This is a genomic window from Enterococcus sp. DIV0970a (assembly GCF_051711265.1).
Lineage (GTDB): Bacteria > Bacillota > Bacilli > Lactobacillales > Enterococcaceae > Enterococcus_D > Enterococcus_D casseliflavus.
Genome location: NZ_JBIOMF010000001.1, coordinates 2,975,943 through 3,000,625, shown reverse-complemented (window position 1 = coordinate 3,000,625; position 24,683 = coordinate 2,975,943). Strand labels below are relative to the sequence as shown.

The 24,683-nt window shown below is 44.3% G+C and carries 23 protein-coding genes; 21 read left to right on the top strand and 2 right to left on the bottom strand.

Features of this window, described 5'->3' with window-relative positions:
* Positions 1-112 precede the first annotated feature (112 nt).
* From IGK14_RS14465 to IGK14_RS14440, 6 genes are all read left to right on the top strand, one after another.
* On the top strand, positions 113-835 hold the full coding sequence (locus tag IGK14_RS14465) for a polyphosphate polymerase domain-containing protein (protein WP_010749092.1): 723 nt from the start codon (positions 113-115) through the stop codon (positions 833-835).
* Positions 825-1,502: a DUF4956 domain-containing protein gene (locus IGK14_RS14460; protein ID WP_005227945.1), complete on the top strand. Its 678-nt coding sequence runs from the start codon at positions 825-827 to the stop codon at positions 1,500-1,502. The genes IGK14_RS14465 and IGK14_RS14460 overlap by 11 nt, the downstream gene beginning before the upstream one ends.
* Positions 1,503-1,517: 15 nt before the next feature.
* Complete coding sequence (locus IGK14_RS14455; protein ID WP_142962456.1) at positions 1,518-3,383, top strand: carbohydrate-binding domain-containing protein; 1,866 nt, start codon at positions 1,518-1,520, stop codon at positions 3,381-3,383.
* A 170-nt stretch (positions 3,384-3,553) separates the two neighbouring features.
* On the top strand, positions 3,554-5,038 hold the full coding sequence (locus IGK14_RS14450; protein WP_010749094.1) for an ABC transporter permease: 1,485 nt from the start codon (positions 3,554-3,556) through the stop codon (positions 5,036-5,038).
* 10 nt (positions 5,039-5,048) lie between these two features.
* On the top strand, positions 5,049-5,714 hold the full coding sequence (locus tag IGK14_RS14445) for an ABC transporter ATP-binding protein (protein WP_010749095.1): 666 nt from the start codon (positions 5,049-5,051) through the stop codon (positions 5,712-5,714).
* 167 nt (positions 5,715-5,881) lie between these two features.
* Positions 5,882-6,334: a YaiI/YqxD family protein gene (locus tag IGK14_RS14440; RefSeq protein ID WP_010749096.1), complete on the top strand. Its 453-nt coding sequence runs from the start codon at positions 5,882-5,884 to the stop codon at positions 6,332-6,334.
* A gap of 52 nt (positions 6,335-6,386) precedes the next feature.
* Here IGK14_RS14440 and IGK14_RS14435 read toward each other — a convergent pair whose 3' ends face one another.
* Positions 6,387-8,129, bottom strand: coding sequence for an ABC1 kinase family protein (locus tag IGK14_RS14435; protein WP_010749097.1), 1,743 nt, complete (start codon positions 8,127-8,129; stop codon positions 6,387-6,389).
* 182 nt (positions 8,130-8,311) lie between these two features.
* Here IGK14_RS14435 and IGK14_RS14430 point away from each other — a divergent pair, with 182 nt between their 5' ends.
* The 12 genes from IGK14_RS14430 (at position 8,312) to IGK14_RS14375 (ending at position 21,112) form a co-directional block, all read left to right on the top strand.
* Positions 8,312-9,406, top strand: a complete 1,095-nt coding sequence (locus IGK14_RS14430; protein ID WP_142962457.1) for a D-alanine--D-alanine ligase — start codon at positions 8,312-8,314, stop codon at positions 9,404-9,406.
* Positions 9,407-9,492: 86 nt separating this feature from the next.
* Positions 9,493-10,842 (top strand): UDP-N-acetylmuramoyl-tripeptide--D-alanyl-D-alanine ligase, encoded by a 1,350-nt coding sequence (locus IGK14_RS14425; protein WP_010749099.1) that lies wholly within the window; start codon positions 9,493-9,495, stop codon positions 10,840-10,842.
* Positions 10,843-11,132: 290 nt separating this feature from the next.
* The gene (cshA, locus tag IGK14_RS14420; protein ID WP_010749100.1) at positions 11,133-12,659 is read left to right on the top strand and encodes a degradosome RNA helicase CshA; all 1,527 of its coding nucleotides are present in this window, start codon (positions 11,133-11,135) and stop codon (positions 12,657-12,659) included.
* A 202-nt stretch (positions 12,660-12,861) separates the two neighbouring features.
* Entirely contained in the window at positions 12,862-13,227 is a 366-nt protein-coding gene (gene acpS, locus IGK14_RS14415; protein ID WP_010749101.1) for a holo-ACP synthase, read from the top strand.
* Positions 13,228-13,348: 121 nt separating this feature from the next.
* Positions 13,349-14,470 carry an alanine racemase gene (gene alr / locus IGK14_RS14410; protein WP_010749102.1) on the top strand — a complete coding sequence of 374 codons (1,122 nt, stop codon included), beginning with the start codon at positions 13,349-13,351 and terminating at the stop codon, positions 14,468-14,470.
* A gap of 9 nt (positions 14,471-14,479) precedes the next feature.
* On the top strand, positions 14,480-14,851 hold the full coding sequence (locus tag IGK14_RS14405; RefSeq protein WP_005227961.1) for a type II toxin-antitoxin system PemK/MazF family toxin: 372 nt from the start codon (positions 14,480-14,482) through the stop codon (positions 14,849-14,851).
* 8 nt (positions 14,852-14,859) lie between these two features.
* Entirely contained in the window at positions 14,860-15,156 is a 297-nt protein-coding gene (locus IGK14_RS14400) for a hypothetical protein (protein ID WP_010749103.1), read from the top strand.
* Positions 15,157-15,462: 306 nt separating this feature from the next.
* Positions 15,463-16,530: a 23S rRNA (adenine(2503)-C(2))-methyltransferase RlmN gene (gene rlmN, locus IGK14_RS14395; RefSeq protein ID WP_010749104.1), complete on the top strand. Its 1,068-nt coding sequence runs from the start codon at positions 15,463-15,465 to the stop codon at positions 16,528-16,530.
* A 196-nt stretch (positions 16,531-16,726) separates the two neighbouring features.
* Positions 16,727-17,410, top strand: coding sequence for a DUF969 domain-containing protein (locus IGK14_RS14390; protein WP_010749105.1), 684 nt, complete (start codon positions 16,727-16,729; stop codon positions 17,408-17,410).
* The gene (locus tag IGK14_RS14385; protein WP_005227977.1) at positions 17,411-18,331 is read left to right on the top strand and encodes a DUF979 domain-containing protein; all 921 of its coding nucleotides are present in this window, start codon (positions 17,411-17,413) and stop codon (positions 18,329-18,331) included.
* 30 nt (positions 18,332-18,361) lie between these two features.
* The gene (pcp, locus tag IGK14_RS14380; protein WP_005227979.1) at positions 18,362-19,009 is read left to right on the top strand and encodes a pyroglutamyl-peptidase I; all 648 of its coding nucleotides are present in this window, start codon (positions 18,362-18,364) and stop codon (positions 19,007-19,009) included.
* A gap of 441 nt (positions 19,010-19,450) precedes the next feature.
* Positions 19,451-21,112 (top strand): peptide ABC transporter substrate-binding protein, encoded by a 1,662-nt coding sequence (locus tag IGK14_RS14375; protein ID WP_010749107.1) that lies wholly within the window; start codon positions 19,451-19,453, stop codon positions 21,110-21,112.
* Between the two features lie 100 nt (positions 21,113-21,212).
* Here the strand turns inward: IGK14_RS14375 and IGK14_RS14370 are convergent, their stop codons facing one another.
* A complete protein-coding gene (locus IGK14_RS14370; protein WP_005227990.1) occupies positions 21,213-21,548 on the bottom strand; it encodes a DUF3899 domain-containing protein in 336 nt (111 codons plus the stop codon).
* A gap of 84 nt (positions 21,549-21,632) precedes the next feature.
* Between IGK14_RS14370 and opp3b the strand changes: the two genes are divergently transcribed.
* Genes opp3b through IGK14_RS14355 form a run of 3 tightly spaced genes read left to right on the top strand, consistent with a single transcriptional unit; the run spans position 21,633 to position 24,669 of the window.
* Positions 21,633-22,574, top strand: coding sequence for an oligopeptide ABC transporter permease (gene opp3b / locus IGK14_RS14365; RefSeq protein ID WP_005227991.1), 942 nt, complete (start codon positions 21,633-21,635; stop codon positions 22,572-22,574).
* The gene (locus IGK14_RS14360) at positions 22,574-23,617 is read left to right on the top strand and encodes an ABC transporter permease (protein ID WP_005227994.1); all 1,044 of its coding nucleotides are present in this window, start codon (positions 22,574-22,576) and stop codon (positions 23,615-23,617) included. The genes opp3b and IGK14_RS14360 overlap by 1 nt, the downstream gene beginning before the upstream one ends.
* On the top strand, positions 23,617-24,669 hold the full coding sequence (locus IGK14_RS14355; protein ID WP_216593164.1) for an ABC transporter ATP-binding protein: 1,053 nt from the start codon (positions 23,617-23,619) through the stop codon (positions 24,667-24,669). Before IGK14_RS14360 ends, IGK14_RS14355 begins: the two co-directional genes overlap by 1 nt.
* The last annotated feature ends 14 nt before the right edge of the window (positions 24,670-24,683 follow it).

Here is a 24,683-nt window from a genome sequence, read left to right as displayed (position 1 = left end):
AAGAATAGCACGAATAGCATAAAAAATGCTTAAAAAAACTGTTTTGCCTTAAGCTGCATTTAAGATAGCTGCCGTAAATTCAGTGCATGGATTTCAAGGGAGGAACATTTTTATGAAATTGAAAAAAGTCTTTCAAAGAAAAGAGACAAAATATTTAATAGCCAAGGAGCAATTTCCTGCATTTCTTGCTGAGCTTCAGCAAAGAATGGCGATCGATGAATATGGGCAGCACACGATTATGTCCTTGTATTACGATACCCACGATTACCGCTTTATTCGTCATTCGATGGACAAACCGAAATACAAAGAAAAATTTCGGGTCCGCAGCTATGGCATACCGACAGAGCAGCAGTTGATTTTTTTAGAGATCAAAAAGAAAGTCAATGGCGTGGTCTACAAACGCCGAGTCCCGATGCCCTATGCTGACTATTGCGGCTGGTTGCAAACAGGGGTCTTGCCGTCAATGGCAGAAGCACCACAAATCGCTGCAGAGATTCACTGGCTATTTAAGCAAAACCCAGACTTGCTGCCGAAAGTGTTGATTGCCTATGATCGCTTGTCGCTGTTTATTGATGATGATAGTGAATTTCGCGTGACATTCGACCAAAACATTCGCTTTCGCACCTATGATCTTATGTTAGGTTCTGGCAGTGAGGGGGCGCTGGTAGCACCTGAAATCGGGGTGTTGATGGAAGTGAAAGCCCTCGGCGCTTATCCGTTATGGTTTGTGGAGCTGTTGAACAAATACAGCGTGCGCAAAGGGAGCTTTTCGAAATATGCCCAAACGTATCAACGGCATTTGTTCAAGAAGGAGGAATGGTTACATGTTATCTAGTCTGTTTTCGGGCGATACGAGCACCCTGGAATGGCGTAGCTTATTGATCTGTATCGCCGCCTCATTGCTTTTAGGAATATTGGTAGCTGCGATCCATATGATCCGCAATGTCTACACAAAAAACTTCGTCATTACCTTGGCGGTCTTACCGATCCTCGTTCAATCCGTGATCATGCTAGTCAACGGCAATCTTGGCACAGGTGTGGCGATCTTAGGCGCCTTCAGTTTGATTCGTTTCCGCTCGGTTCCAGGAGGGTCTAGAGAGATCACCAGCGTCTTTTGGTCGATGGGGATCGGTCTGGCAACTGGGATGGGCTATGTCGGCTATGTCGTGATTTTTTCCATCATCGTGGCGCTTTTCTTGACCCTTTTATACACGGTGCCCTTTGGCGATCGACAAGCCACGAGTGAACGAGAACTGAAAGTCACGATTCCAGAAGATTTGGATTATCCGCAACTATTCGATGATCTCTTTGAAAAATATACGCATTCTGCCAAACTGACATCGGTTCGAACGACCACGATGGGGAGCTTATATGAGTTGCGTTATCAGTTGCTGTTAAAAGACCAAGCGCAAGAAAAACAAATCATTGATGAAGTTCGGGTTCGTAATGGCAATTTACCCGTTGTTTTAGGCAAGCTCACCGCTAACCGCGATGAGCTGTAGAAGGAGGAACCTCTTATGAAAAAACTCATTTATCCGCTCTTACTCTCATCGCTGCTCCTAGGCGCTTGTGGGCAAACCGATAAAACCGATAGTAGTAGCACGAGCAGCAGCTCCAGTTCTGCAGCGGCTGTTTCAGGTTCTGCCGCAGTGACCAACGTTGCAACGACTCTTGATGATGCTACGGACTATTATGGCAGTTACGAAGAAGAAGACGTGGATGCCTCCTACGATGAGGCGACCGCCACGCAACTTGAATTGAATGACGGCGATACGACGGCTGTTGATGGCGTTGCAGTGGAAGACCAAACGGTGACGATCACGCAAGCTGGTACTTATGTCGTCAGCGGTTCCTTAAGTAATGGTCAACTGGTTGTCAACGTCAATAAAGAAGAAAAAGTCCATCTGATCTTTGCGGGTGTCACGATCACCAATGAAGACGGGGCGGCAGTCGTCATCGAACAAGCAGAAAAAGTCATCACGACCTTAGCCAGTGATACGACAAATACTCTGATAGATGGCAGCAGCTACACCTTGGCGGAAGGTGAGACGGAACCAGATGCCGCTTTTTATAGTAAAGAAGATTTGTCCATCAACGGTGATGGAACGTTGGTTATCACAGGAAATTACAGCAACGGGCTGCGCAGCAAAGATGATTTGGTTTTAGCTGGTGGCACGATTGAGATCACAGCGAAAAACAATGCCATCAAAGGAAAAGATTCCGTGTCGATCTTGGCAGGGAACTACACACTGAACACCACTGAAGGAGATGGCATCCAAGCGAATAATTCGGAAGATGCGGAAAAAGGCTACGTTGCGATCGATGGCGGTACCTTTACGATCCAAAGTGGTCGTGACGGCATCCAAGCAGAAACGAATTTGAGCATCCAATCAGCCGATCTCACGATCAAAACGGCTGACGGGGCACAAAGCCAGTCGCTAGTGACGGATGAAAGCTACAAAGGATTGAAAGCTGGCGGTGTGATGACCATCAGCAGCGGTACCTTTGCGATCGATAGTGCAGATGATAGCCTGCATGCCAACGATACGATCAACATCACAGGTGGTACGATCACTGCCAGCAGTGGTGACGACGGCATACATGCGGACAATGAATTGACGATCTCCGATGGGACGATTGCTATCGAAGAATCCTATGAAGGACTAGAAGCAAGTGTGATCACGATTGCTGGTGGCACGACACACGTCGTGGCTAGCGATGACGGGATTAATGCCGGTGGTGGCAGTGATACGGAGGAAACCACTGGCCAATTTGGGCAAGACAGCTTTGGTGGCGGTCCTGGCGGTGGCGATACCGCAGATGACAGCAAACAAATCATAATCACTGGCGGGACGTTGGTGGTCGATGCCGAAGGGGATGGATTAGACAGTAACGGCAATGTCACCATGAGTGATGGGGTCGTCATCGTAAATGGTCCAACGACCGGTGGCAATGGCGCTTTGGATTATAACGGGACGTTTGAAATCACTGGCGGTGTCTTGTTGGCTGCTGGTACGACCGATATGGCCATGAATGTCAGTGGAGGAAGTCAACAGTCGATCGGGATCAGTTTCGATCAAACCCAAGCAGCAGAGACCCTTGTGACCTTAAAGGATAGTCAAGGACAGACGATCTTGTCCTATGCACCAAGTAAAAGCTACCAACATGTGGTTCTTTCTAGCCCAGATTTGACGGATAGCAGCTATACATTGGTCAGTGGGGGAACGAATGATGCGCAAGCTGTTTCTGGTTATTATGCTGGTGGGACCCTTAGTGATGGGACGGAATTAGGAACGTTGCCCGTCACGGAAACGATCGCTAACTTGACCCAATCAGGAGCGACAGCGACAACCAATCAAATGGGCGGCGGCTTTGGCCGTTAGTTGAAGGTTCATCGATCATTCCCTGGGGGTCATTAATAAAACGTGCAGATCGCAGAAGACAGCTGCGGTCTGTTCCAACGTTTTGAAAAATCAGGGGAAGATTTAAGTTCAATTTAAGCTAAGGTTCTTATAGTCGAAATACAATAATTTGCCATTCAGGAGGAACAAAGATGAATTTTTTGAAACGAGGTCTCCAAAGTTTATGGGCGAAAAAAGGCCGGAGCCTGTTGCTGATCGCCGTATTTTCTGCAATCTTGATTTTTGTATTGGCGGGTCTGACGATTCGCAGTGCGGCACTAGTAGCGACTGAAAATGCCCAGAAAAGTGTTGGCGCAACTGTGACGTTGCAAGCAAACCGCGAGCAGGCTTTTCAGCAAAGGAGCTCTTCTTCTGACAGCGATGACCAAAGCACCCGACCAGATCCAGGGAGTTTTCAATCGACACCAGTAGCGATTACTGATGCCCAAGCGATCGCCGATTTAGACGGGGTTGCTTCATATAGTTTTGAAGTCAGTACCTCGGCTGATGCCGTCAGCGGGATCGAACCGATCTCTAGCAGTGACTCCTCGACAGAGTCAGAAGCAACCGATAGCAGCGAGTCGGGGCAAATGGGCGGTATGCCAGGAGGTATGCCTGGTGGGAGTATGAGTACAGGTGATTTCCAAATCACTGGCGTATCAACCAGTGCGGCGTATACGACTTTTTCGGAAGGAACAGCGACGATCACGGATGGAGAAGGAATTACTTCTGAGGACGAAGGCACAAACCAAGTCTTGATTGAATCCTCACTAGCTGAAGCGAATGATTTAGCGGTCGGAGATACGTTTTCAATCACTGATGCAGAGGACAATGAAGTAGAAGTGATGGTCAAAGGAATCTATGAAACGAGTGAAGTTGGCAACAGCATGAGCCAAATGTTTAACTTTCTCAACCCAGCCAACACGATCACTGCCTCTTATACCCTTGCCAATACGTTGAGCGGCAATGAGGACACCATTGATTCAGCAACCTATACCTTGAGTGATCCGTCTGCGATGACAGCATTCGTGGAAGAAGCGGAAGGGTTGATCGATACAGAAACCTACAGCATTCAAACCAACGATCAAATGTATCAGTCGATGCTGACACCATTGAATAATGTCGCTAGCTTTGCAAAAAATATTATTGTGTTAGTTGCTGCTGCCGGTATCATTATTTTGACGTTGATCGTGATGATGTCGATTCGGGAACGTCGCTATGAGATTGGTGTATTGCTCTCTTTAGGCGAGTCACGGGCTAAAGTGATCCTACAGTTTTTCACAGAGATTTTTGTCTGTATGGTGTTTGCTTTAGGGATCGCGGCCGCTAGCGGCAATCTTGTCGGTAATGCCGTCGGAGAGCAATTATTGGCACAACAAACAGAGACAACGACTGATCAAGCAGCCACTGAAAACGCTGGTCCTGGAGGCGGGGAGATGCCGCAAATGGGCGGAAATCGTGGTGGTTCTTTCCCATCCTTCACCCAATCAGCAGAAGTGGAGTCCTTGGAGATCACCGTTTCCCCTCAACAAATTGGTTTATTGGCATTACTCGGTCTAGGGATCAGTTTTGGCTCGATCTTACTCTCTTCCGCGGGCATTTTGCGGTTGAATCCGAAAAAAATCTTGGTTTCTTAGGAGGAACGACATGACATTACGAACAGAACAATTAGGATATTGGTATCAAAGCGAAGCAGAAGCGCTGTTTCGTGACGTTGATTTGACCTTTGAACCTGGCAAGATGTATGCGATCTTAGGTTCCAGCGGATCGGGGAAAACAACTTTCCTGTCACTGATCACGGGCCTAGATACACCGAAAGAAGGAAAGATTTTCTACAATGAAGAAACGTTAGCAAAAATCGGATTGCGAGAATACCGCCGCAAAGATGTTTCCATCGTGTTCCAAGCGTATAATCTATTGCCTTATATGTCGGCACTGGACAATGTGATCACAGCCATGGCGATCGCGAAGTCGCAGCAAGCCGATAAAAAGGCCTATGCTTTAGCCAACTTAGCCAAAGTTGGCATCACGGAAGAGCTGGCACTGAAAAAAGTGACCCAATTATCGGGTGGGCAACAGCAGCGGGTCGCTATCGTTCGCGCGTTGTGCTGTGAACATGAGCTGATCGTAGCCGATGAACCGACTGGAAATTTGGATGAAACGACATCTAAAGAAATCGTCAAACTGTTTCAAGAAATTGCCCATGAGCAAAAAAAATGTATCATCTTAGTGACCCATGAACAAGAGGTAGCAAAGGCTTGCGATGTCGTTTATGAGCTAAAAGAACGAGCATTTTCTAGAATTGAAGGATAAGCTTTACTTATGGCAACTGCTAGTTAGTGAGACAAAGATCGTCATTCTTATCCCCTCATTGAGCAATACTGAAATGAAAATACTGCAAAGTCTGCTTGCATCTTCTAGGTGCTCCTCTTACAATAGAAGTAATTGTAAACGAAGAAATTTGTGAGAGGAGCAAGCAGATGCGGCTTTTTATTGACGGCGACGGTTCGCCGGTGAAAAATGAAGTGATCGAGCTGGCTCAGCAGTATCAGCTGCCGGTAGTAATCGTGACCAGTGTCGATCATTATACGACCAAAGACTATCCCGCCCACGTTCACTTTGTCTATGTCGACAAAGGCTCGGATCGCGCGGATTATGAAATCGTGAAGGAAATAGAACCCGGCGATTTTCTCGTCACCCAAGATTATGGCTTAGCTTCGTTAGTCTTGCCCAAAAAAGCACGAGTTTTTCACCATAACGGTATAGAGTATTTGCCAGAAACGATCGATTTTTTATTAGGTCAACGCTACTTAGGTGCGCAGATGCGTAAAGCAGGCAAGCGCACAAAAGGACCGAAGCCCTTTACGAAAGAGGATCGGGAAGCCTTCAAACGAATCTTTGAAAACGAATTGCGACAGATCCTTGCAAAATAAGCACCCTCAAGACCCAGCTTCTGCATGAACCACGGGAATTGAAGGTGCTTATTTATTTCTTGCGAAAACGATCATAGAAGTATTTGCTGACTAAAGCCACGATCGCGAAAAATGCTAAGGTATATCCGAAGATCCCCATCTGATGGACGAAGGCTCCTTGTTGCGGGCTGGCGACCACCAATAAGGAAGAGCCAAGGATGACCGCAGCTAGAATAATACCGATCACCAGTCGATTGACCATCTGATCAAAGCGATCCAATAGCTGTTTTTGTTCGCGGATCTCTAAATTTAACCGGTGTTTACCAGTGGCAAAAGTGTCTAAGACAGCCAAGGTCCGATCAGGAAGATGGCTAAGTGCCCGCAAGCTTTTTGCGGTTGCCAAGGCGCTTTTTTTCACCTCGTCTTCAATACTCAGCTGCTGTAAGAAATATTTTTGTGCAAAAGGCTGAGTGACTTCCATCATTGATAATTCGGGGTCTAAGGCTTTGATCACACCTTCCAAGGTGCCAAAAGCCTTAATCAGCAAGGTGATGTCTCGATGCATCTGCAGTTGGTTATCATGGCAGATTGTGATGACTTCCCCCATCACTTTTTGCAAGTCGATATCCTTTAGCGGCATATTATAGTAGTTTTCAACAAATTTTTGAAGATCCTGATAGAAGGCGACTTCATCAAAGGAACTGCCGCTGCTGTTGCACAAACGCAAGACAGCTTTGCCGACTTCTTGGGTGTCTTGGGTATACAAAGCAATCAATGCATCAGCTAAGCGACTGCGTAATGACTGATCCAAGTGTCCCATCATCCCAAAATCTAAGAAAATCACTTGGTAAGGCGGCATAACCGCTTCTTCTTGCCATTTCAATGAATAATCAACACCGCCGAGGACACCGACGCGCTGTTTGACTTGGAATGGTTTTGGTCGATTGGCTTGATCTGTGAAGACATGTAAAAAAAGATTGCCAGGATGCGGATCAGCGTGAAAGAAGCCATCTTCAAAGACTTGCTTCATAAAGTTTTCGACTAATAGCGTTCCCACTTGTTTTTTCACTGCTTTCACGGACTGATTGTCATAAACGATATCTTGATTGCTGCGGGTCAGCAAGCAGTTCAAACTTTCACCGGCCATGTAATCCATGACTAATACTTTTTGGGTGCACCATTCGGGATAAACTTTTGGCAATGCCAATTGCGGGTTTTGGTGATTGTTTCGGTAGAATTCCTGCGCATTTTTCATCTCTTGCAAAAAATTCGTTTCATTGGCAAGGGATCGTCTGACTTCGCTTAACACGCTTTTTAAATCCACCACATTGGCTTCTGGAATTGCACGAACTAACGGTAGAGCCTTTTCAAAAAGATCGAGATCTACTTGAATCGCCGCAATGATTCCCGGATGCTGCACTTTGACGATCACTTCTTTGCCGCTGATCAAGTTTGCTCGGTGGGCTTGTCCGATGGAAGCTGAGGCGACTGGGATTTCATCAAAAGCGGAAAAAACTTCCGTTAGTGGCTGCTGTAGTTCTGCTTCCAGCAGTGCTTTGACCTTGGGAAATGGATCGCTTTTGACATTGTCTTGTAACTGCTTGAAGGCATCAACGAAAGTGCTGGAAAGCAGGTCATTGCGGACCGAAAGCATCTGCCCGATTTTGATAAATGTTGGTCCTAATTCTTCAAACGCTTGACGCACCATTTCGGGATGCTGCTGTTTGCTGATATTTTGAACGACTTTGTATTTCAAAAAGACTTGAAGGATTTGTTTTAATCGTCCTTTTCTAGAAGGAGCAGTTTGTTCTGTCATAGGTCCCACCTCTTTAAACGTGCCGTGATATATTCATAGTACTGACAAAATGAAAAACATTCAACTAACGACTGTGTAAGCTTAAAGAAATTTCTGCAAGATTTAATGCCGGTTGGTCGATTTTGTGCTAAAATGTGGAAGACTTAGTTTGGTAGAATCAATGAATACAGGAGGAAATTCTTTTGAAAATCATTTTATTATACGGGGGACGCAGTGCAGAGCATGAGGTATCACTGTTATCCGCTTTTTCAGTTGTTAATGCTGTATATTATAATTACTACCAAGTTCAATTAGTAATGATCACTAAAGAAGGACGCTGGTTAAAAGGCCCATTATTGTCTGAGGCGCCAACGTCACCAGATACTTTGGCATTGACCAACGAAGAGACCAAAGGGGAAGAAATTTCACCTGGGGCAATCTATGAAAAAGACGCGATCGTCTTTCCATTGCTCCATGGACCAAACGGCGAAGACGGCACGATCCAAGGGTTTTTAGAAACCATCGGAATGCCTTATGTCGGTGCTGGTGTCTTGACTAGTGCCTGTGGGATGGACAAAATCATGACCAAGTACATCTTGCAAGCTGCGGGAATTCCGCAAGTTCCGTATGTACCAGTCTTGAAAAATGCGTGGAAAGAAAATCCGAAAAAGATTTTCGATCAATGCGAAGGCAGTCTACTTTATCCGATGTTTGTCAAACCAGCCAACATGGGATCAAGTGTCGGTATCTCGAAAGCCGAGAACCGCGAAGAACTGCAAAATGCGTTGCAAGAAGCGTATCGCTACGATACCCGAGCGATCGTTGAACAAGGAATCGAAGCCCGTGAGATCGAAGTCGCTGTTCTTGGAAACGAAGACGTGCGGACCACCATGCCGGGAGAAATCGTAAAAGATGTTGCGTTTTATGATTACAATTCCAAATACATTGACAACCGAATCGAGATGCAGATTCCTGCGCAAATTCCCGAAGAAACACAAGCCAAAGCCCAAGAGTTTGCGAAAAAAGCCTATACGATGTTAGGCGGCAGTGGATTGAGCCGTTGTGATTTCTTTTTGACCAATAAAAACGAGCTCTTTTTAAATGAGCTAAACACGATGCCGGGATTCACTGAATTCAGCATGTACCCATTGCTATGGGAAAAGACCGGATTGCCGTATGGTGATTTGATTGAAGAATTGATCCAATTAGGGATGAATCGTTTCAACCAAAGACGTTCTTTCTTGACGAATGTGGAAGAAGCAGAAGTTGAAGCAGAGAATGAAAAAGAAGCAGAATAAATAGCAGGAAGAAAGCCAGCTCAACTCAAGGAAAATACTTGAAGCGATCTTGTGCTTTCTTTTTTTGTAAAAAAGGAGCGAAACTGATGAATTTTACTGTAAAAGAAGCCGCTGCCGTATTTGGTCAGCCAATTGAAAATGAGACACCACTTGCCTCTGTGGAGTTTGACAGCCGTCTAATCAAAGAAAACAGTCTTTTTGTTCCCTTGGCGGGGACTCGGGATGGACATGAATTTGCCCAACAAGCCAAAGACAATGGTGCGATCGCGACATTGTGGAGTCATCCCACCATCCAACCACCGCAAGGCATCCTTGTGATACCCGTCAAGGATACTGTCAAAGCGTTCCAACAGTTAGCACGAGCCTACAAAGAAAAACTTGCGCCAAAAATCATCGCTATTACCGGAAGTAATGGGAAAACAACCACAAAAGATATGGTAGACGCGGTTATGGCACAAAAATACCAGACCTACAAAACTCAAGGTAACCATAACAATGAACTAGGCGTGCCTTTGACTATCTTGCATGCACCAGAAGATACGCAAGTGTTGATTTTAGAAATGGGAATGGACCATGCAGGAGAGATCGAAGTCCTTTCGCGCTTAGCAGAACCTGATGCAGCGGCGATCACTTTGATTGGCGAAGCCCACATTGAAAACTTAGGGTCCAGAGAAGGGATCGCCAAAGCCAAAATGGAGATCACCGCAGGATTGAAAAAAGACGGCTTCTTTATGATGCCGGCGGATGAACCATTGTTAGACCCCTTTGTTCCTAACTTGACGCAGCCCATTGAAACTTTTGGCTTAACAGAGGGAGATCTGCAAGGAGACATCGTAGAGGAATCGCAAGATCAAACGATTTTTACGGTAGCAGGTAAGACTTTTACCTTACCGGTATTAGGCGGTTATAATGTCAAAAATGCCTTGATCGCGATTGGTTTAGGACGTCATTTTGGTGTATCAAATGAAGCCATCAAGGAGGGCTTGGCGCATTTTCAATTAACGAAAAATCGGACCCAATGGGTGACTGCCGGTAATGGAGCAGCGATTTTGAGCGATATTTACAATGCCAATCCGACTGCCATGGGTCTCGTATTGGATAGTTTCCGCAAATTGCCGTTAGAAGGAAGACGGATCGCCGTATTGGCAGATATGCTTGAATTAGGACCAGATTCTGCACAAATGCACGAGCAGATGGCCGCACATTTAGATGACTCGTTCCAACTAGTTTTTCTTTATGGCAAAGAAATGCAAGCATTGCAAAAACGACTAGCTCAGTCACCACTTGCTGACAAGGTGCGCTATTTTGCGACAGATGAAAAACCACAACTGATCGCCTCCTTAAAGGAAACTTTAGAACCTTCCGACAGCTTGGTAATCAAAGGGAGCAATGGCATGGGCTTGAGCGAAGTCGTTGATGCACTAAAAGGAATGTAAAGCGGAGTTGAAATCTTGCTGAAACTTTCAAAACGTGTTATACTTATCTAACGCCGAAAGATGAAGCACAGAATGATTACTGTAAAAAACATTGACGTTTTGAGATAAAATGATGGCTGAGACAAACAACACTTGTTTTAGCCTTTTATAATGCCTTCGTGAAGCGGTTTTTCGGTACCGAGAGAAAGATAAGAGTAAATGGGACTACTCTTGTGTTTCTGAAGAACTAACCTACGCTTCGATGATAGAAAAACAGGCATCGAAAAGATGACCAGCCTAGGAGGATCCATTTGAAATTTAAAGATCTAGAATTATCCAACGAATTATTGACTTCTGTTGAGCGTGCCGGCTTTGAAGAAGCAACACCCATCCAAGAAGCAACGATTCCATTAGCCTTAGCAGGCAAAGACGTGATCGGTCAAGCACAGACCGGTACTGGTAAAACCGCCGCATTTGGTTTGCCAATGTTAGAAAAAATCGACCCAGCGAACCATCAACTACAAGGATTAGTGATTGCCCCAACCCGTGAATTAGCGATCCAAACCCAAGAAGAATTGTATCGTCTTGGTAAAGACAAAAAAATTCGCGTTCAAGCAGTTTACGGTGGAGCCGATATCGGCCGTCAAATCCGTCAATTAAAAGATCGTCCCCATATCGTAGTTGGTACGCCAGGACGTATGTTAGACCATATCAACCGCCACACCTTAAAATTAGGTACGGTTGAAACGCTTGTATTAGATGAAGCAGACGAAATGTTGAACATGGGCTTCTTGGAAGATATTGAAAAAATCATCAGCCAAGTGCCAGATGTTCGTCAAACGTTGCTATTTTCAGCAACAATGCCGCCAGCAATCAAAAATATCGGCGTGAAATTCATGAAAGAGCCTGAACATGTTCAAATCAAAGCCAAAGAAATGACCGCTGATTTGATTGATCAATATTATGTTCGCTCAAAAGATTATGAAAAATTCGATGTCATGACTCGTTTGTTGGATGTGCAATCACCAGAATTGACGATCGTTTTCGGTCGTACGAAACGTCGTGTTGATGAATTGGCACGTGGTTTAGAAGCTCGTGGCTACAAAGCTGAAGGCATTCATGGGGACCTTTCTCAACAAAAACGGATGAGCGTTTTACGTTCATTTAAGAGTGGTCAATTAGATATCTTAGTTGCCACAGACGTAGCAGCTCGCGGATTAGATATTTCTGGTGTTACACACGTTTACAACTACGATATCCCTCAAGATCCTGAAAGCTATGTTCACCGGATCGGACGTACAGGTCGTGCCGGAAAAGGCGGAATGTCAGTGACTTTCGTTACACCAAACGAAATGAGCTACTTGCATGTCATTGAAAACTTAACGAAAAAACGGATGACACCAATGCGCCCACCAACCGAAAAAGAAGCTTTTAAAGGTCAATTAGGTGCCGCAATCGAATCTGTTGAAACAAAATTGGATGAAAATGGTTTGGATAAATACTTGCAAGCAGCCGACGATCTTTTGGAACGTTATTCTGCACAAGATTTAGCAGCACTGCTTCTAAAAACAATGGCGAAAGATCCAGCTGATTTAGAACCAGTCAAAATTACACCAGAACGCCCATTACCTCAAGGAAAAAAATCATTCAATAAAAACGGACGTCGCAGCAATAACAGCAATGGCGGCAATCGTAACCGCAAAGAAAACGGTGGGAACCGTGGCGGCGGCAACGGCAATAAAGCCCGTGGTAACTATTCAAAAGATGGTGCCCGTAAAAACAATCGCCGTAGCAACGACAAAAAACGCGGTTTCGTTATCAGAAATAACCAAGACTAATTGAGTTTGTGGACCTTGTAAGGAAACTTGCAAGGTCTTTTTTATATAAAAAACAAATACGAGTGATTGAAAATCTTAATCTCCGTATAAACTCGTCAGATTTGAATGGTAATTCGCCATTTTTTTGGTAGAATGGTAACTAGCTAAACAAGGGCCAATTCCAATTTGGAAACCCCTATCTTAAGTAAAGGTAGCGAGAAGAATGATTAAAGGAATCGGGATCGATGCAGTCGAGCTGCCTCGAATGAAAGAATTAATTGAAAAAAAACCTCAGTTTATAACGCGTATTTTAACGGAGAAGGAAGCAAAATTATTTGCCCGTTTGCCCCTGAAACGTCAGGTAGAGTTCCTCGGGGGGCGCTATGCCTGCAAAGAAGCGTTCTCGAAAGCTTGGGGGACGGGGATCGGCAAAGTTTCTTTTCATGATATTGAAGTCTTGACCAATGAATTCGGTGCACCGATCGTTACCAAAGCACCGCACCCTTTAGAAAAAACGTTTGTCAGTATCACCCATACAAATGATACTGCCTTTGCACAAATTATCTTAGAATTATCGGATAGTGAGTAACCTGAGTGGAAGTCGTCACTTGGTGAAAAAACTACGATACTTTATGGACGAACAGCCGACTACATAAAACCAACTTAATTTGTTTGTCTGATCAAGCATTAGTAGAAAGAAGGAACTGGAAATGGTGGTTGCTTACCATAGACCAACGAAAGCGATTATTGATACGACCGCGATTACTGAAAACATCAAAAATGAGATTGCTCACTTACCAAGCGAGACGTTTCTTTTTGCGGTGGTAAAAGCCAATGGGTACGGACACGGAGCGGTACAAACTGCTCAAGCAGCCAAAGAAGGCGGTGCAGCCGGTTTTTGCGTTGCGACGATCGATGAGGCGATCGAATTGCGAGAAGCAGGAATCACTGACCCGCTGCTGATTTTAGGGGTTGTGAACGTGCAAGATATTCCCTTACTTGCAGAATACGATTTTTCTTTTCCAGTCGCTTCGATGGACTGGTTGGTAGAAGCCGGTACTTATTTGGAGGAGAATCCTGTAAAGACACCGCTTAAAGTACATGTCAAAGTGGATACCGGCATGGGGAGAATCGGTTTTTTGACCCCAGAAGAAGTGCTTCAAGCCGTTCTTTGGTTGGAAACTCATCCCACATTTGATTGGGAAGGAATCTTTACCCATTTCTCCACAGCCGATCAAGCTGATACAACTTATTGGGAAACACAGCACCAGCGGTTTAAAGAAGTCTTAACTGTTTTGCCTTATTTGCCGACATATATACATACAGGCAATAGCGCGACCTCCTTGTGGCACAAAGAGGCCGTTGGGAATATGGTCCGTTTTGGGATCGCGATGTATGGATTGAATCCGTCAGGTCATGCATTGAAGGAACCATTTTCCTTAAAACCAGCCCTTTCACTTGTTTCTGAACTGATCCAAGTGAAATTACTTGAAAAAGGAGCGGGGATTGGCTATGGTGAGACATATATCACGCCCCGTCAGGAATGGATCGGCACTGTGCCTATCGGTTATGCGGATGGCTGGTTACGAAAAATGCAAGGCTTCTCACTCTTAGTAGAAGGCGAACCTTGTGAAATCGTCGGTCGGGTGTGTATGGATCAACTGATGATTCGTTTGCCGCGAGCCTTTGCTGTCGGTACAACGGTCACGTTGATTGGTGAGAATCATGGGAAACGAATTACGATGCAGGATGTTGCAGACCAGTTAGAAACGATTCACTATGAAGTAGCGTGCACCCTCTCAGCAAGGGTTCCGCGAGAATATAAAAGTTAGGGTGGTCCTATGGTAAAAAGGGGAGATATTTATTTTGCCGATCTTTCACCAGTCGTTGGATCGGAGCAAGGCGGAATACGACCGGTCTTGATCATTCAAAATGACTTGGGCAATCACTTCAGTCCCACCGTGATCATTGCGGCGATCACGGCAAAAATGGCGAAGCCGAAATTACCAACCCACATTGGAATTTCCGCTTCTTGCACAGGGATTGGCAAAGACTCCGTCATTTTGATGGAACAGATCCGCACGATCGACAAAAGTCGGTTGAAAGAAAAAGTTTGTCATTTAGACGATAAAGTGATGTGTGAAGTCGATGCTGCTTTGATGATCAGTATTGGTGTGGAGCCGACCTTTGCTACATCAACGATCGAGGTGTAAAACAAGCAATGGGGTATGTAGTATTAATAGTAGTTGTCATTTTATTGATTCTCTTTACTTATAAACATATTCGCCGTTTTCTTTCAGAAACCAAAAAGCGCAACGAAACCATGGAACAAGGGTATTACCTTGTCAGTCATACATATGAAGAGAAACGGGAACAGACCCATTATTACGGCGTTTTTCAACAAGGAGACAAAGAACTGATATTAGAAATGTCACTCCATCTTTATTTACAGCTACAGCCACCGCAACGAGGGATGTTGACCGCCAAAGAAGGCCAAGTCCTTTCTTTTGAAGGGTGATCATGTGAAGAAAGCAATGCCCATGAGAGAGTATCTCTTCAAGGAAAAGCAAACAAGCAGGAAAGAGCTGCTCCATTTATTTCACAGGAGTTGGTTCATTCGCTGCTTGTTTTTTATGACTAAAATGTTTGTGAGAGCTATTTCAAGTAAGATGGCGTGATGGATGGGAACATTGAGCGTCGAAAAAAATGATCAACCAGCGCAGTAGAGCAACGGTTTCGCTTTGACAAACAACCAAGGTACGGTTGCTTTTCACAAAGAATTCAGTTATAGTATGTAGCGACTAGTTTGAAAAGAGGGAAAAAAGTGAACCCATCGATTTATGGACTTACCAAATCAGATCTATCTTTGTGGATAACTGAACAAAACGAAAAGAAATTTCGAGCCAACCAAGTGTGGGAGTGGCTCTATGAAAAACGAGTAACCAGCTTTGAAGAAATGACCAATTTACCGAAACCTTTGATTGAGAAACTGACGGCAGCCTTTGTGATCAATCCCCTGAAGCAGATGGTGGTACAAGAAGCCAGTGATGGGACCGTCAAGTATTTATTTCAATTGCCCGACAATCACATGATTGAAACGGTCTTGATGCGTCAAGAGTATGGCATGTCGGTTTGTGTGACAACCCAAGTCGGTTGCAACATCGGCTGTACCTTTTGTGCCAGTGGGTTATTAAAGAAACAGCGGGATTTAACGGCAGGCGAGATCGTGGCTCAAATCATGTTAGTACAACACTATTTTGATGAACGCAACGAGGGAGAACGGGTCTCTCACGTAGTCGTCATGGGGATCGGCGAACCCTTTGATAACTATGACAATGTGATGCATTTCTTGCAGATCATTAACGACCCAAAGGGTTTAGCGATCGGTGCGCGGCATATTACCGTGTCAACCAGCGGCTTAGCGCATAAAATCAAAGAGTTTGCGGAGAACGGCTTGCAAGTGAACCTAGCGATTTCGCTGCATGCCCCAAATAACGAAGTCAGAACCTCCATGATGCGGATCAATCGGAGCTTCCCGATTGAAAAACTGATGGCAGCGGTCGATTATTATTTAGAAAAAACCAATCGTCGCATCACGTTTGAGTATATCATGCTGGATCATGTCAACGACCGACCGGAACATGCCCGTCAGTTGGCAGCATTATTGAAGGATAAAAAGAAATTGTCTTACGTCAACTTGATTCCTTATAACCCAGTGAGTGAGCATGACCAATATGCTCGAAGTAAAAAAGCCGATGTGTTAGCTTTTTATGACATTTTAAAGAAAAACGGCATCAACTGTGTGATTCGTAAAGAACATGGGACAGATATCGACGCAGCATGCGGACAGCTGCGAAGCAAACAAATGAAAAAAGAAGCTTCTGCTTCTTAAACACAAAAAACCAAAAGAAGGACTGCACAAGCGCAGTTCTTCTTTTGGTTTTTTATTATCTAAGCAATTAAAAAACGCCTTAAAGAAAGCGTATTCCTGTAAAGAAAATTCAAAAAACATTGTTTTACAAGAAAAAAATAGATTATACTAAAAGCTGGTATTCATTAAAAATAACTTACTGTGAAAGGATGATTTGATGGAATGGATTAAATTAATTGGTATTCTAGTTATTTTAGTCGGCTTTTTGCTGAAGCTAGATACTATTGCTGTCGTAATCGTTGCTGGTTTTGTCACCGCGCTTGTGTCGGGGATTTCTGTTGTTGATTTTTTAACAATGTTAGGAGAAGCGTTTGTCAATAATCGACTCGTTACACTGTTCTTACTGACACTACCGATGGTCGGCTTGTCAGAACGTTTTGGCTTGAAGCAGCAAGCAGTCATATTGATTGAAAAGATCAAAGGCTTAACACCAGGGAAGTTCTTAAGCTTGTACTTGTTTATTCGAGAACTTGCTGGCTTTTTCTCTATTCGGATCCAAGGACATACACAATTTATCCGCCCGATCGTTAACCCGATGGCGCAAGCTGCTGGGGAAAACAAATTTGGGGAACTGGATGAAAAAGATCAGGAAAAAATCAAAGCTCGGGCTGCCGCTAACGAAAACTTCGGGAATTTCTTTGCGCAAAATACCTTTGTGGCTGCTTCTGGTGTGCTATTGATCGTAGGAACATTGCAATCTCTTGGCTACGATGTGGCAGCTAGTTCGATCGCGCAAGCCTCATTGCCGATCGCATTGATCGTCTTAGTCATTGCTACATTGTCGAACTTGCTCTTTGATCGTAAATTAGCAAAAAAATATGGCAAGAAGGAGGACAAATAGATGGAAGGAATCGTTAACGGATTACTGGAATTCTTTTATATCTTGATCGGATTGCTGTCGATCATGACGGCTGTACGGGTTTTTCGTGAAGCGGATCATCCCACCCGATTAGGCACCTCTGCTTTTTGGTTACTGCTAGGGATCGTCTTTGCTTTCGGGAATTTCTTGCCGTATCTTGTGGACGGTATTTTGATCGTTTTGATGGGCTGTTTGACCTTCTTCAAACAAGTGCAGATTGGTAAAATCGTGGACGTGGATGATGAAAAAGCAGAAGCATCGGCTAAACGGATCGGTAGTACGATCTTCGTGCCATGTATCAGCTTAGCATTGATCGCTGTGGTGATTTCTTATACACCATTAGGAGGCCAAGTTGGAATCGGGATCGCATCGATCTTAGCGCTCTTGTTGGCAGTCGTGTTGACTTCCGCTAAACCGAAAACAGTGCTGGACGATTCCGACCGGATGCTTCGTCAAGTCGGAACTGCCGGTATCTTGCCGCAGTTATTAGCAGCACTAGGTGTCATTTTTAACGCTGCTGGTGTCGGTGATGTGATTTCTCAAGGAATCTCTGGTGTCGTGCCAGAAGGCAATCGTTTTATCGGTGTCGTGGCTTACTGTTTAGGAATGATGATCTTTACTATGATCATGGGAAATGGCTTTGCGGCATTTACCGTTATTACCGCAGGCATCGGTGTACCTTTTGTGATGGCTCAAGGCGGCGACCCAGTCGTTGCTGGTGCGTTGGCTATGACCGCTGGTTTTTGTGGCACATTGCTGACTCCGATGGCAGCCAATTTCAACGCACTGCCAGTGGCCTTGTTAGAGATGAAAGACCCCAATGGTGTCATTAAAGCACAAGCCCCAATTGCTTTATTATTGTTAGTGATCCACATCGCTTTAATGTACTTTTGGGCATTTTAGTGGTAAAACAAAGAGGGAAGGATGATGGAAATGAAACTACTAATTACCGGATTTGATCCATTTGGCGGAGAAGCAATCAATCCTGCCTTAGAAGCAGTGAAATTACTGCCAGATACAATTCATGGTGCACAGATCGTGAAAGCAGAGATCCCTACTGTATTTGGGAAATCAGCAGCGATCGTCGCAGAGAAAATTGAAGAGATCCACCCAGATGTCGTTTTAAACATTGGCCAAGCGGGTGGACGGTTTGCCATCTCACCAGAACGAGTGGCGATCAATGTAGATGATGCCCGGATTCCTGATAACGAAGGCAATCAACCCGTCGATGAAGCGATCCAAACAGAAGGGAAGCCTGCTTACTTCACACAACTGCCGATCAAAGCAATGGTAGAAAACATGAAAAAAGCAGGAATACCGGCAGCCGTTTCTAATACTGCTGGAACCTTCGTCTGCAACCACATCATGTATCAAGTACAATACATGATCGATACAAAATACCCTGAAATGAAGGGTGGTTTTATCCACGTGCCGTTTATTCCTCAGCAAGTCGTCGATAAAGCAGGACAGCCTGCAATGAGCATCGAAGACATCGCCAAAGGATTGACTGCAGCGGTGGAAGCCATCGTTGATTATGCCGACAAAGAAGATCTAAAAGCAATTGGCGGCGCGATCCATTAATCATTGAAGGACATCCTTTCGGGGATGAAACAAATGTCTTTAAGGCGAGAAGACCTGATCAGCAAGCATGCGATCAGGTCTTTTTTTGGTCTGTTCTGATAAAAATCATTGGCGATTTCTGTATATTTACCCTTCTATCAGACATTTCTCATTTTGACGGATCAAATGAAAAAGAAAGACAGAAAATGAATGTAAGTTACATTTAACCATGTTTTTTTATTATTTTTTTTGCTTTATTTCTTATAAATAAAAAAAGGAAAAATAGCATTTAACGAATGTTTGATGAGAGTAAGGTAAGTAAATACCAAGAAAACTTTCTGTCAGAGGTGTTTTTTATCGAAAAAAGGATTGCTTTTTTAATAATTATTAATTAAAATCTTATCTAACTTCAGAAATCGCATGATTATTCTGAAAATTAATTCAATTAAGGGGTAGGACAGGATGAAGAATAAATGGGCCTATGGTTTAGTGGCTGTGTGTGGCGTGGCGTTAGCCGGTTGTACAACGGGCGGAACAAATAGTTCAAGCAATGACACAGCAGCAAGCGGTGACAGCAGTGCAGAACAAGTGTTTAACATAGTGGTTTCACAAGAAATGCCAAGTGCGGATCTCTCATTAGCAACCGATACGATCAGCTTCAGTGCATTGAACAATGTATATGAAGGACTGTATCGTTTGGATGCTGACAGTACACCACAACCTGCTGGTGCAGCTGAAGCAGCTGAAGTTAGCGAGGATGGACTGACTTACAAGATCAAATTACGTGAAGATGCGAAATGGTCAAATGGTGACCCTGTTACAGCAGCGGATTACGTCTATGGCTGGCAACGGACAGTCAAACCTGAAACAGCATCAGAATACGCGTATCTATTTTCACCAGTTAAGAACGCAGATGCCATCACAGCAGGCGATACGGATCCATCAGAGCTAGGCATCAAAGCAGTGGGGGATTATGAATTAGAAATCACCCTAGAAAAAGCAACACCTTACTTTGACTACTTATTAGCATTCCCATCCTTCTTCCCACAAAATCAAAAAGTGGTAGAAGAAAATGGCGATCAATATGCGTCAACCAGCGACAATGCCGTTTACAATGGACCATTTGTCTTGACTGGGTTTGATGGACCAGGAACGGATACGGAATGGGCTTATGAAAAGAACGACCAATATTGGGACAAAGATACTGTTAAATTACAAACGATCAACGTAAGCGTCGTGAAGGAATCCTCAACTGCCTTGAACCTTTTCCAAGATGGTCAAGCAGATGATGTCATCCTAACAGGTGAATTAGCGCAACAAATGGCTAACGATGAAGCCTTTGTTTCTCAACCAGAAGCAACGACTTCTTACCTAGAATTGAACCAACGTGATGAAGATTCACCTTTCCGTAACGAAAACTTACGTAAAGCGATCTCTTATGCGATCGACCGTGATGCCTTAGTGACATCGATCTTAGGGGATGGTTCGATTGCTTCAACTGGGTTGGTACCAGAAGGCATGACCTTCAGCCCTGGTGATCATACAGACTTCACGGAAGCAGCTGGCAGCGTCATTGAATACAATGAAGAACAAGCCAAAGAACATTGGGAAAAAGCCAAAGAAGAATTAGGGATCGATTCATTAGAATTTGATATCTTAGCTTCTGATACAGACTCAACGAAGAAAATCATTGAGTACTTGCAAGATACGATCGAAAAAACATTGGACGGTGTGAAAGTCACGTTAAGTCCAGTACCATTCTCTGTTCGTTTGGATCGTTCAAACGCTGGTGATTTTGATACAGTAATGGGCGGTTGGGGTGCTGACTATGCCGATGCAAGTAGCTTTACAGACTTGTTTACGACAGGCAATTCATACAACCGTGGGCAATGGAGTAACGAAGAATACGATGCAGCCGTTGAAGCAGCGGGTACAACCAATGCCAATGACCCTGACAAACGTTGGGAAGATCTAGTCAATGCAGAAAAAATCATTATGAATGAACAAGGTGTCATTCCAGTTTATCAAAAAGCGGAAGCACACTTACGTGCAACAAAAGTCAAAGGTGTTGTTGCTCACGCAGCGGGCGCACAATACGACTACAAGTGGACATCAATCGAATAATCACGAGTAGTTGACTTGAAATGCCGAAGAAAAGGCTGGGACAATTTCTTGTCTCAGCCTTTTGCTTCTCATTTCAATGAGTAAAACTATAAGAATGAAATTAACTAGTAGCAATCATTAAAAAGAGCAATGAAAGGAATAACAAGAAGACACCAGGCCATAACCAAAAGGCGTAGCTCTGTTTGCCGACTTGGGATAATTTCAGATAATCTGTTTTATTTTTGGAAAAAGCTTTCTTCATGGAGTATTGAAAATGGTCAAAGAAACCAGAAGCAAATACCCATAAAAAACCGCCAATGATCAAAAAGAACAGCGCCCACAAGAAAAGGGCATCTGAAAGAGCTGCTATGGAAAATTCATTTTTTATGGCTAACCATCCGCCAGAAATTGCGAGGCATAGGAGGGGTATGAGCCCACTACTTTTTTTTATTTTCATGATCTGACTCCTTTTTAATGATTCGTACTATGTTAATTTACATAATTATTGAATAGAAGTCAAAATACTTAAGGGGGAAACTGCGTGAACAGCTTTTTGAAATATTTATTGAAACGAGTGTTCTACATGGTCTTAACATTATGGCTGATTGCCACGATCACCTTTTTCTTGATGCAATTTTTGCCAGGAACACCATATACGAATGCTGAAAAATTAAGTCCAGAACAAATTGCCTTGCTAAATGAGCAAGCAGGATTGGACAAACCGATCATTACCCAATATTGGCTTTATTTGACCAATTTACTAAAAGGTGACTTTGGAATCTCTTTCCAATTTAAAAACCAGCCAGTAGCGAATTTATTATCAGGAAGAATCGGACCTTCACTGCAACTAGGGCTACAAGCGATCATCTTTGGTACGTTCTTTGGGATCATTTTAGGAACGATCTCTGCGATGAAACAAAATACTTGGATCGATACAACGTCTACCTTAGTGGCGATCTTAGGACGTTCGATCCCTAACTTTGTCTTTGCCGTGTTGCTGCAATACATTTTTGCCATCAAACTAGGGATCTTACCGATTGCTAAGTGGGAGACTTTTGCCAGCACGATCCTACCGACCGTCGCCTTGGCGATGTCGCCATTAGCGGATTCCGCCAGGTTTATTCGAACCGAGATGGTGGAAGTGCTGCATAGTGATTATGTCGAGTTGGCACGAGCAAAAGGGTTGAGCCGCTGGGAAATTGCCTTCAAGCATGGTTTGCGGAATAGTTTGATTCCGTTATTGACGCTGTTAGGACCGCTAGCTGTCGGTTTGATGACGGGTTCTCTTGTCGTAGAAAATATTTTTGCGATCCCAGGTATCGGTGAACAGTTCGTAAAATCAATCATGACCAATGACTATCCAACGATCATGGCGGTAACAATTCTTTATTCCGCGATGTTGGTCTTTGTTATTCTTGTTGTTGATATTTTATATGGAATCGTTGATCCGCGGATCCGAGTTTCAGAAGGGAGTCGTGGCTAATGGCAGAGAAACCTTACACAGCAAATGATGTTGCTGCCATCGATGCAGCCAAATTTCAACCGTTACAAAAAAATACCAATGAAGAGCGTGAAGCGATCGCAACCCCTTCATTAACGTTTTTCCAAGATTCATGGCGTCGTCTGAAAAAGAACAAAGCCGCTGTTTTCTCAATCATTTTGCTGCTGATCATTATCGCGATCTCAATCATTACGATTTTTGTCTCGCCACATGATCCAACTGCGCAAAATGTGACCTTTACAAATCTGCCGCCGAAAATTCCTGGTATCAACATCAATGGCTTAAACGGCTATGCGATGGTGGGAGGCGAGCTAGTAGATAAGTATGCAGCTGCCAATGTTCCTGACGGGACGTATTTCCTTTTAGGAACGGATGGCTTGGGTCGTGACCTACTGAGTCGTCTATTTGTAGGAACACGTATTTCCTTGTTGATCGCGTTTATCGCGGCAATGCTTGACATCATCTTTGGTGTAACCTATGGCCTGATCTCTGGTCTTTTAGGTGGACGGATCGATAATGTGATGCAACGTTTTCTAGAAATCTTATCTGGTATTCCCAACTTAGTGGTAATGATCTTGATGTTGGTGGTTTTTGAACCTGGGATCTTCTCGATCGTGGCAGCAATGGCGATCACTAACTGGATTCCAATGGCGCGGATCGTACGGGCCCAAACGATGAAACTAAAAGATCAAGAATTCGTTTTAGCCGCAACGACGCTGGGGGAAAGTCGCCTCAAGATTGCGATGAAACACGTATTACCGAATATTTCCAGCGTGATCATCGTACAAATGATGTTCAGTATCCCCTCGGCGATTTTCTTCGAGGCCTTCCTAAGCTTTATTGGGCTAGGATTAAAACCACCTTCAGCATCTTTAGGGATGTTACTAAGCGATGGCTACAAAACCTTCTTGTTCCTGCCTTACCAAATGTGGGTACCAGCTGTGACCTTGTCTGTGATTATGATTGGGTTCAACTTGCTGGCAGACGGTTTGCGTGATGCCTTTGATCCGAAAATGAAAGAGTGATTGCTATGAAAAAAGTCTTAGAAGTGAAAAACTTAGAAATTTCTTTTGACACCTTTGCTGGGAAAGTCCAAGCGATCCGCGATGTCAGTTTCGATCTATACAAAGGAGAAACCTTGGCGATCGTGGGCGAATCTGGGAGCGGCAAGTCCGTGACGACCCGCAGTATCATGGGGTTGTTAGCCAGCAATGCCAATGTCGATAATGGCCAGATCCTCTTCAATGGGACGGACATTTTGAAAAAATCCGAAAAAGAACTGCAAAAAATCCGTGGCAAGGAAATCGCCATGATTTTCCAAGATCCAATGACTTCATTGGACCCAACGATGCCGATTGGCAAGCAAGTGGCAGAATCATTGATGAAGCACAACAAAATCAGTAAAAAAGAAGGCTTGCGACAAGCGTTGGAACTATTGAACCTTGTCGGCATCCCGAATGCTGAGAAACGCTTGAAAAATTATCCGCATCAATTTTCTGGTGGTCAGCGGCAGCGGATCGTCATTGCGATCGCGTTGATCTGTTACCCGCAGATCTTGATTGCAGATGAACCAACGACTGCATTGGATGTAACGATCCAAGCACAAATCTTAGAGTTATTAAAAGATATCCAGAAGAAAATCAATTCGTCCATCGTCTTCATTACCCATGACTTAGGGGTCGTTGCCAATGTGGCGGATCGGGTGGCCGTGATGTACGGTGGGAAAATCGTCGAAGTGGGGACCGCAGAAGAGATCTTCTATAACCCACAACATCCATACACTTGGGGCTTGTTAGGTTCGATGCCGACGTTAGAAGGAACAGGCGATCGCTTGTACGCGATTCCTGGTTCACCTCCAGATTTGTTAGATCCGCCAACAGGTGATGCTTTTTATCCACGGAACGAGTTTGCCTTGCAGATCGATGCTGAACAGCAACCGCCATTCTTTGACGTCTCACCGACGCACAAAGCGGCCACTTGGCTGTTAGCGCCACAAGCACCGAAAGTGACTCCGCCGGATGAGATCTTGATTCGCTGGAAAAAATTCCAAGAAAAAAATACTCAGGCATCTGTCTAAAGGAGGAGAAACGG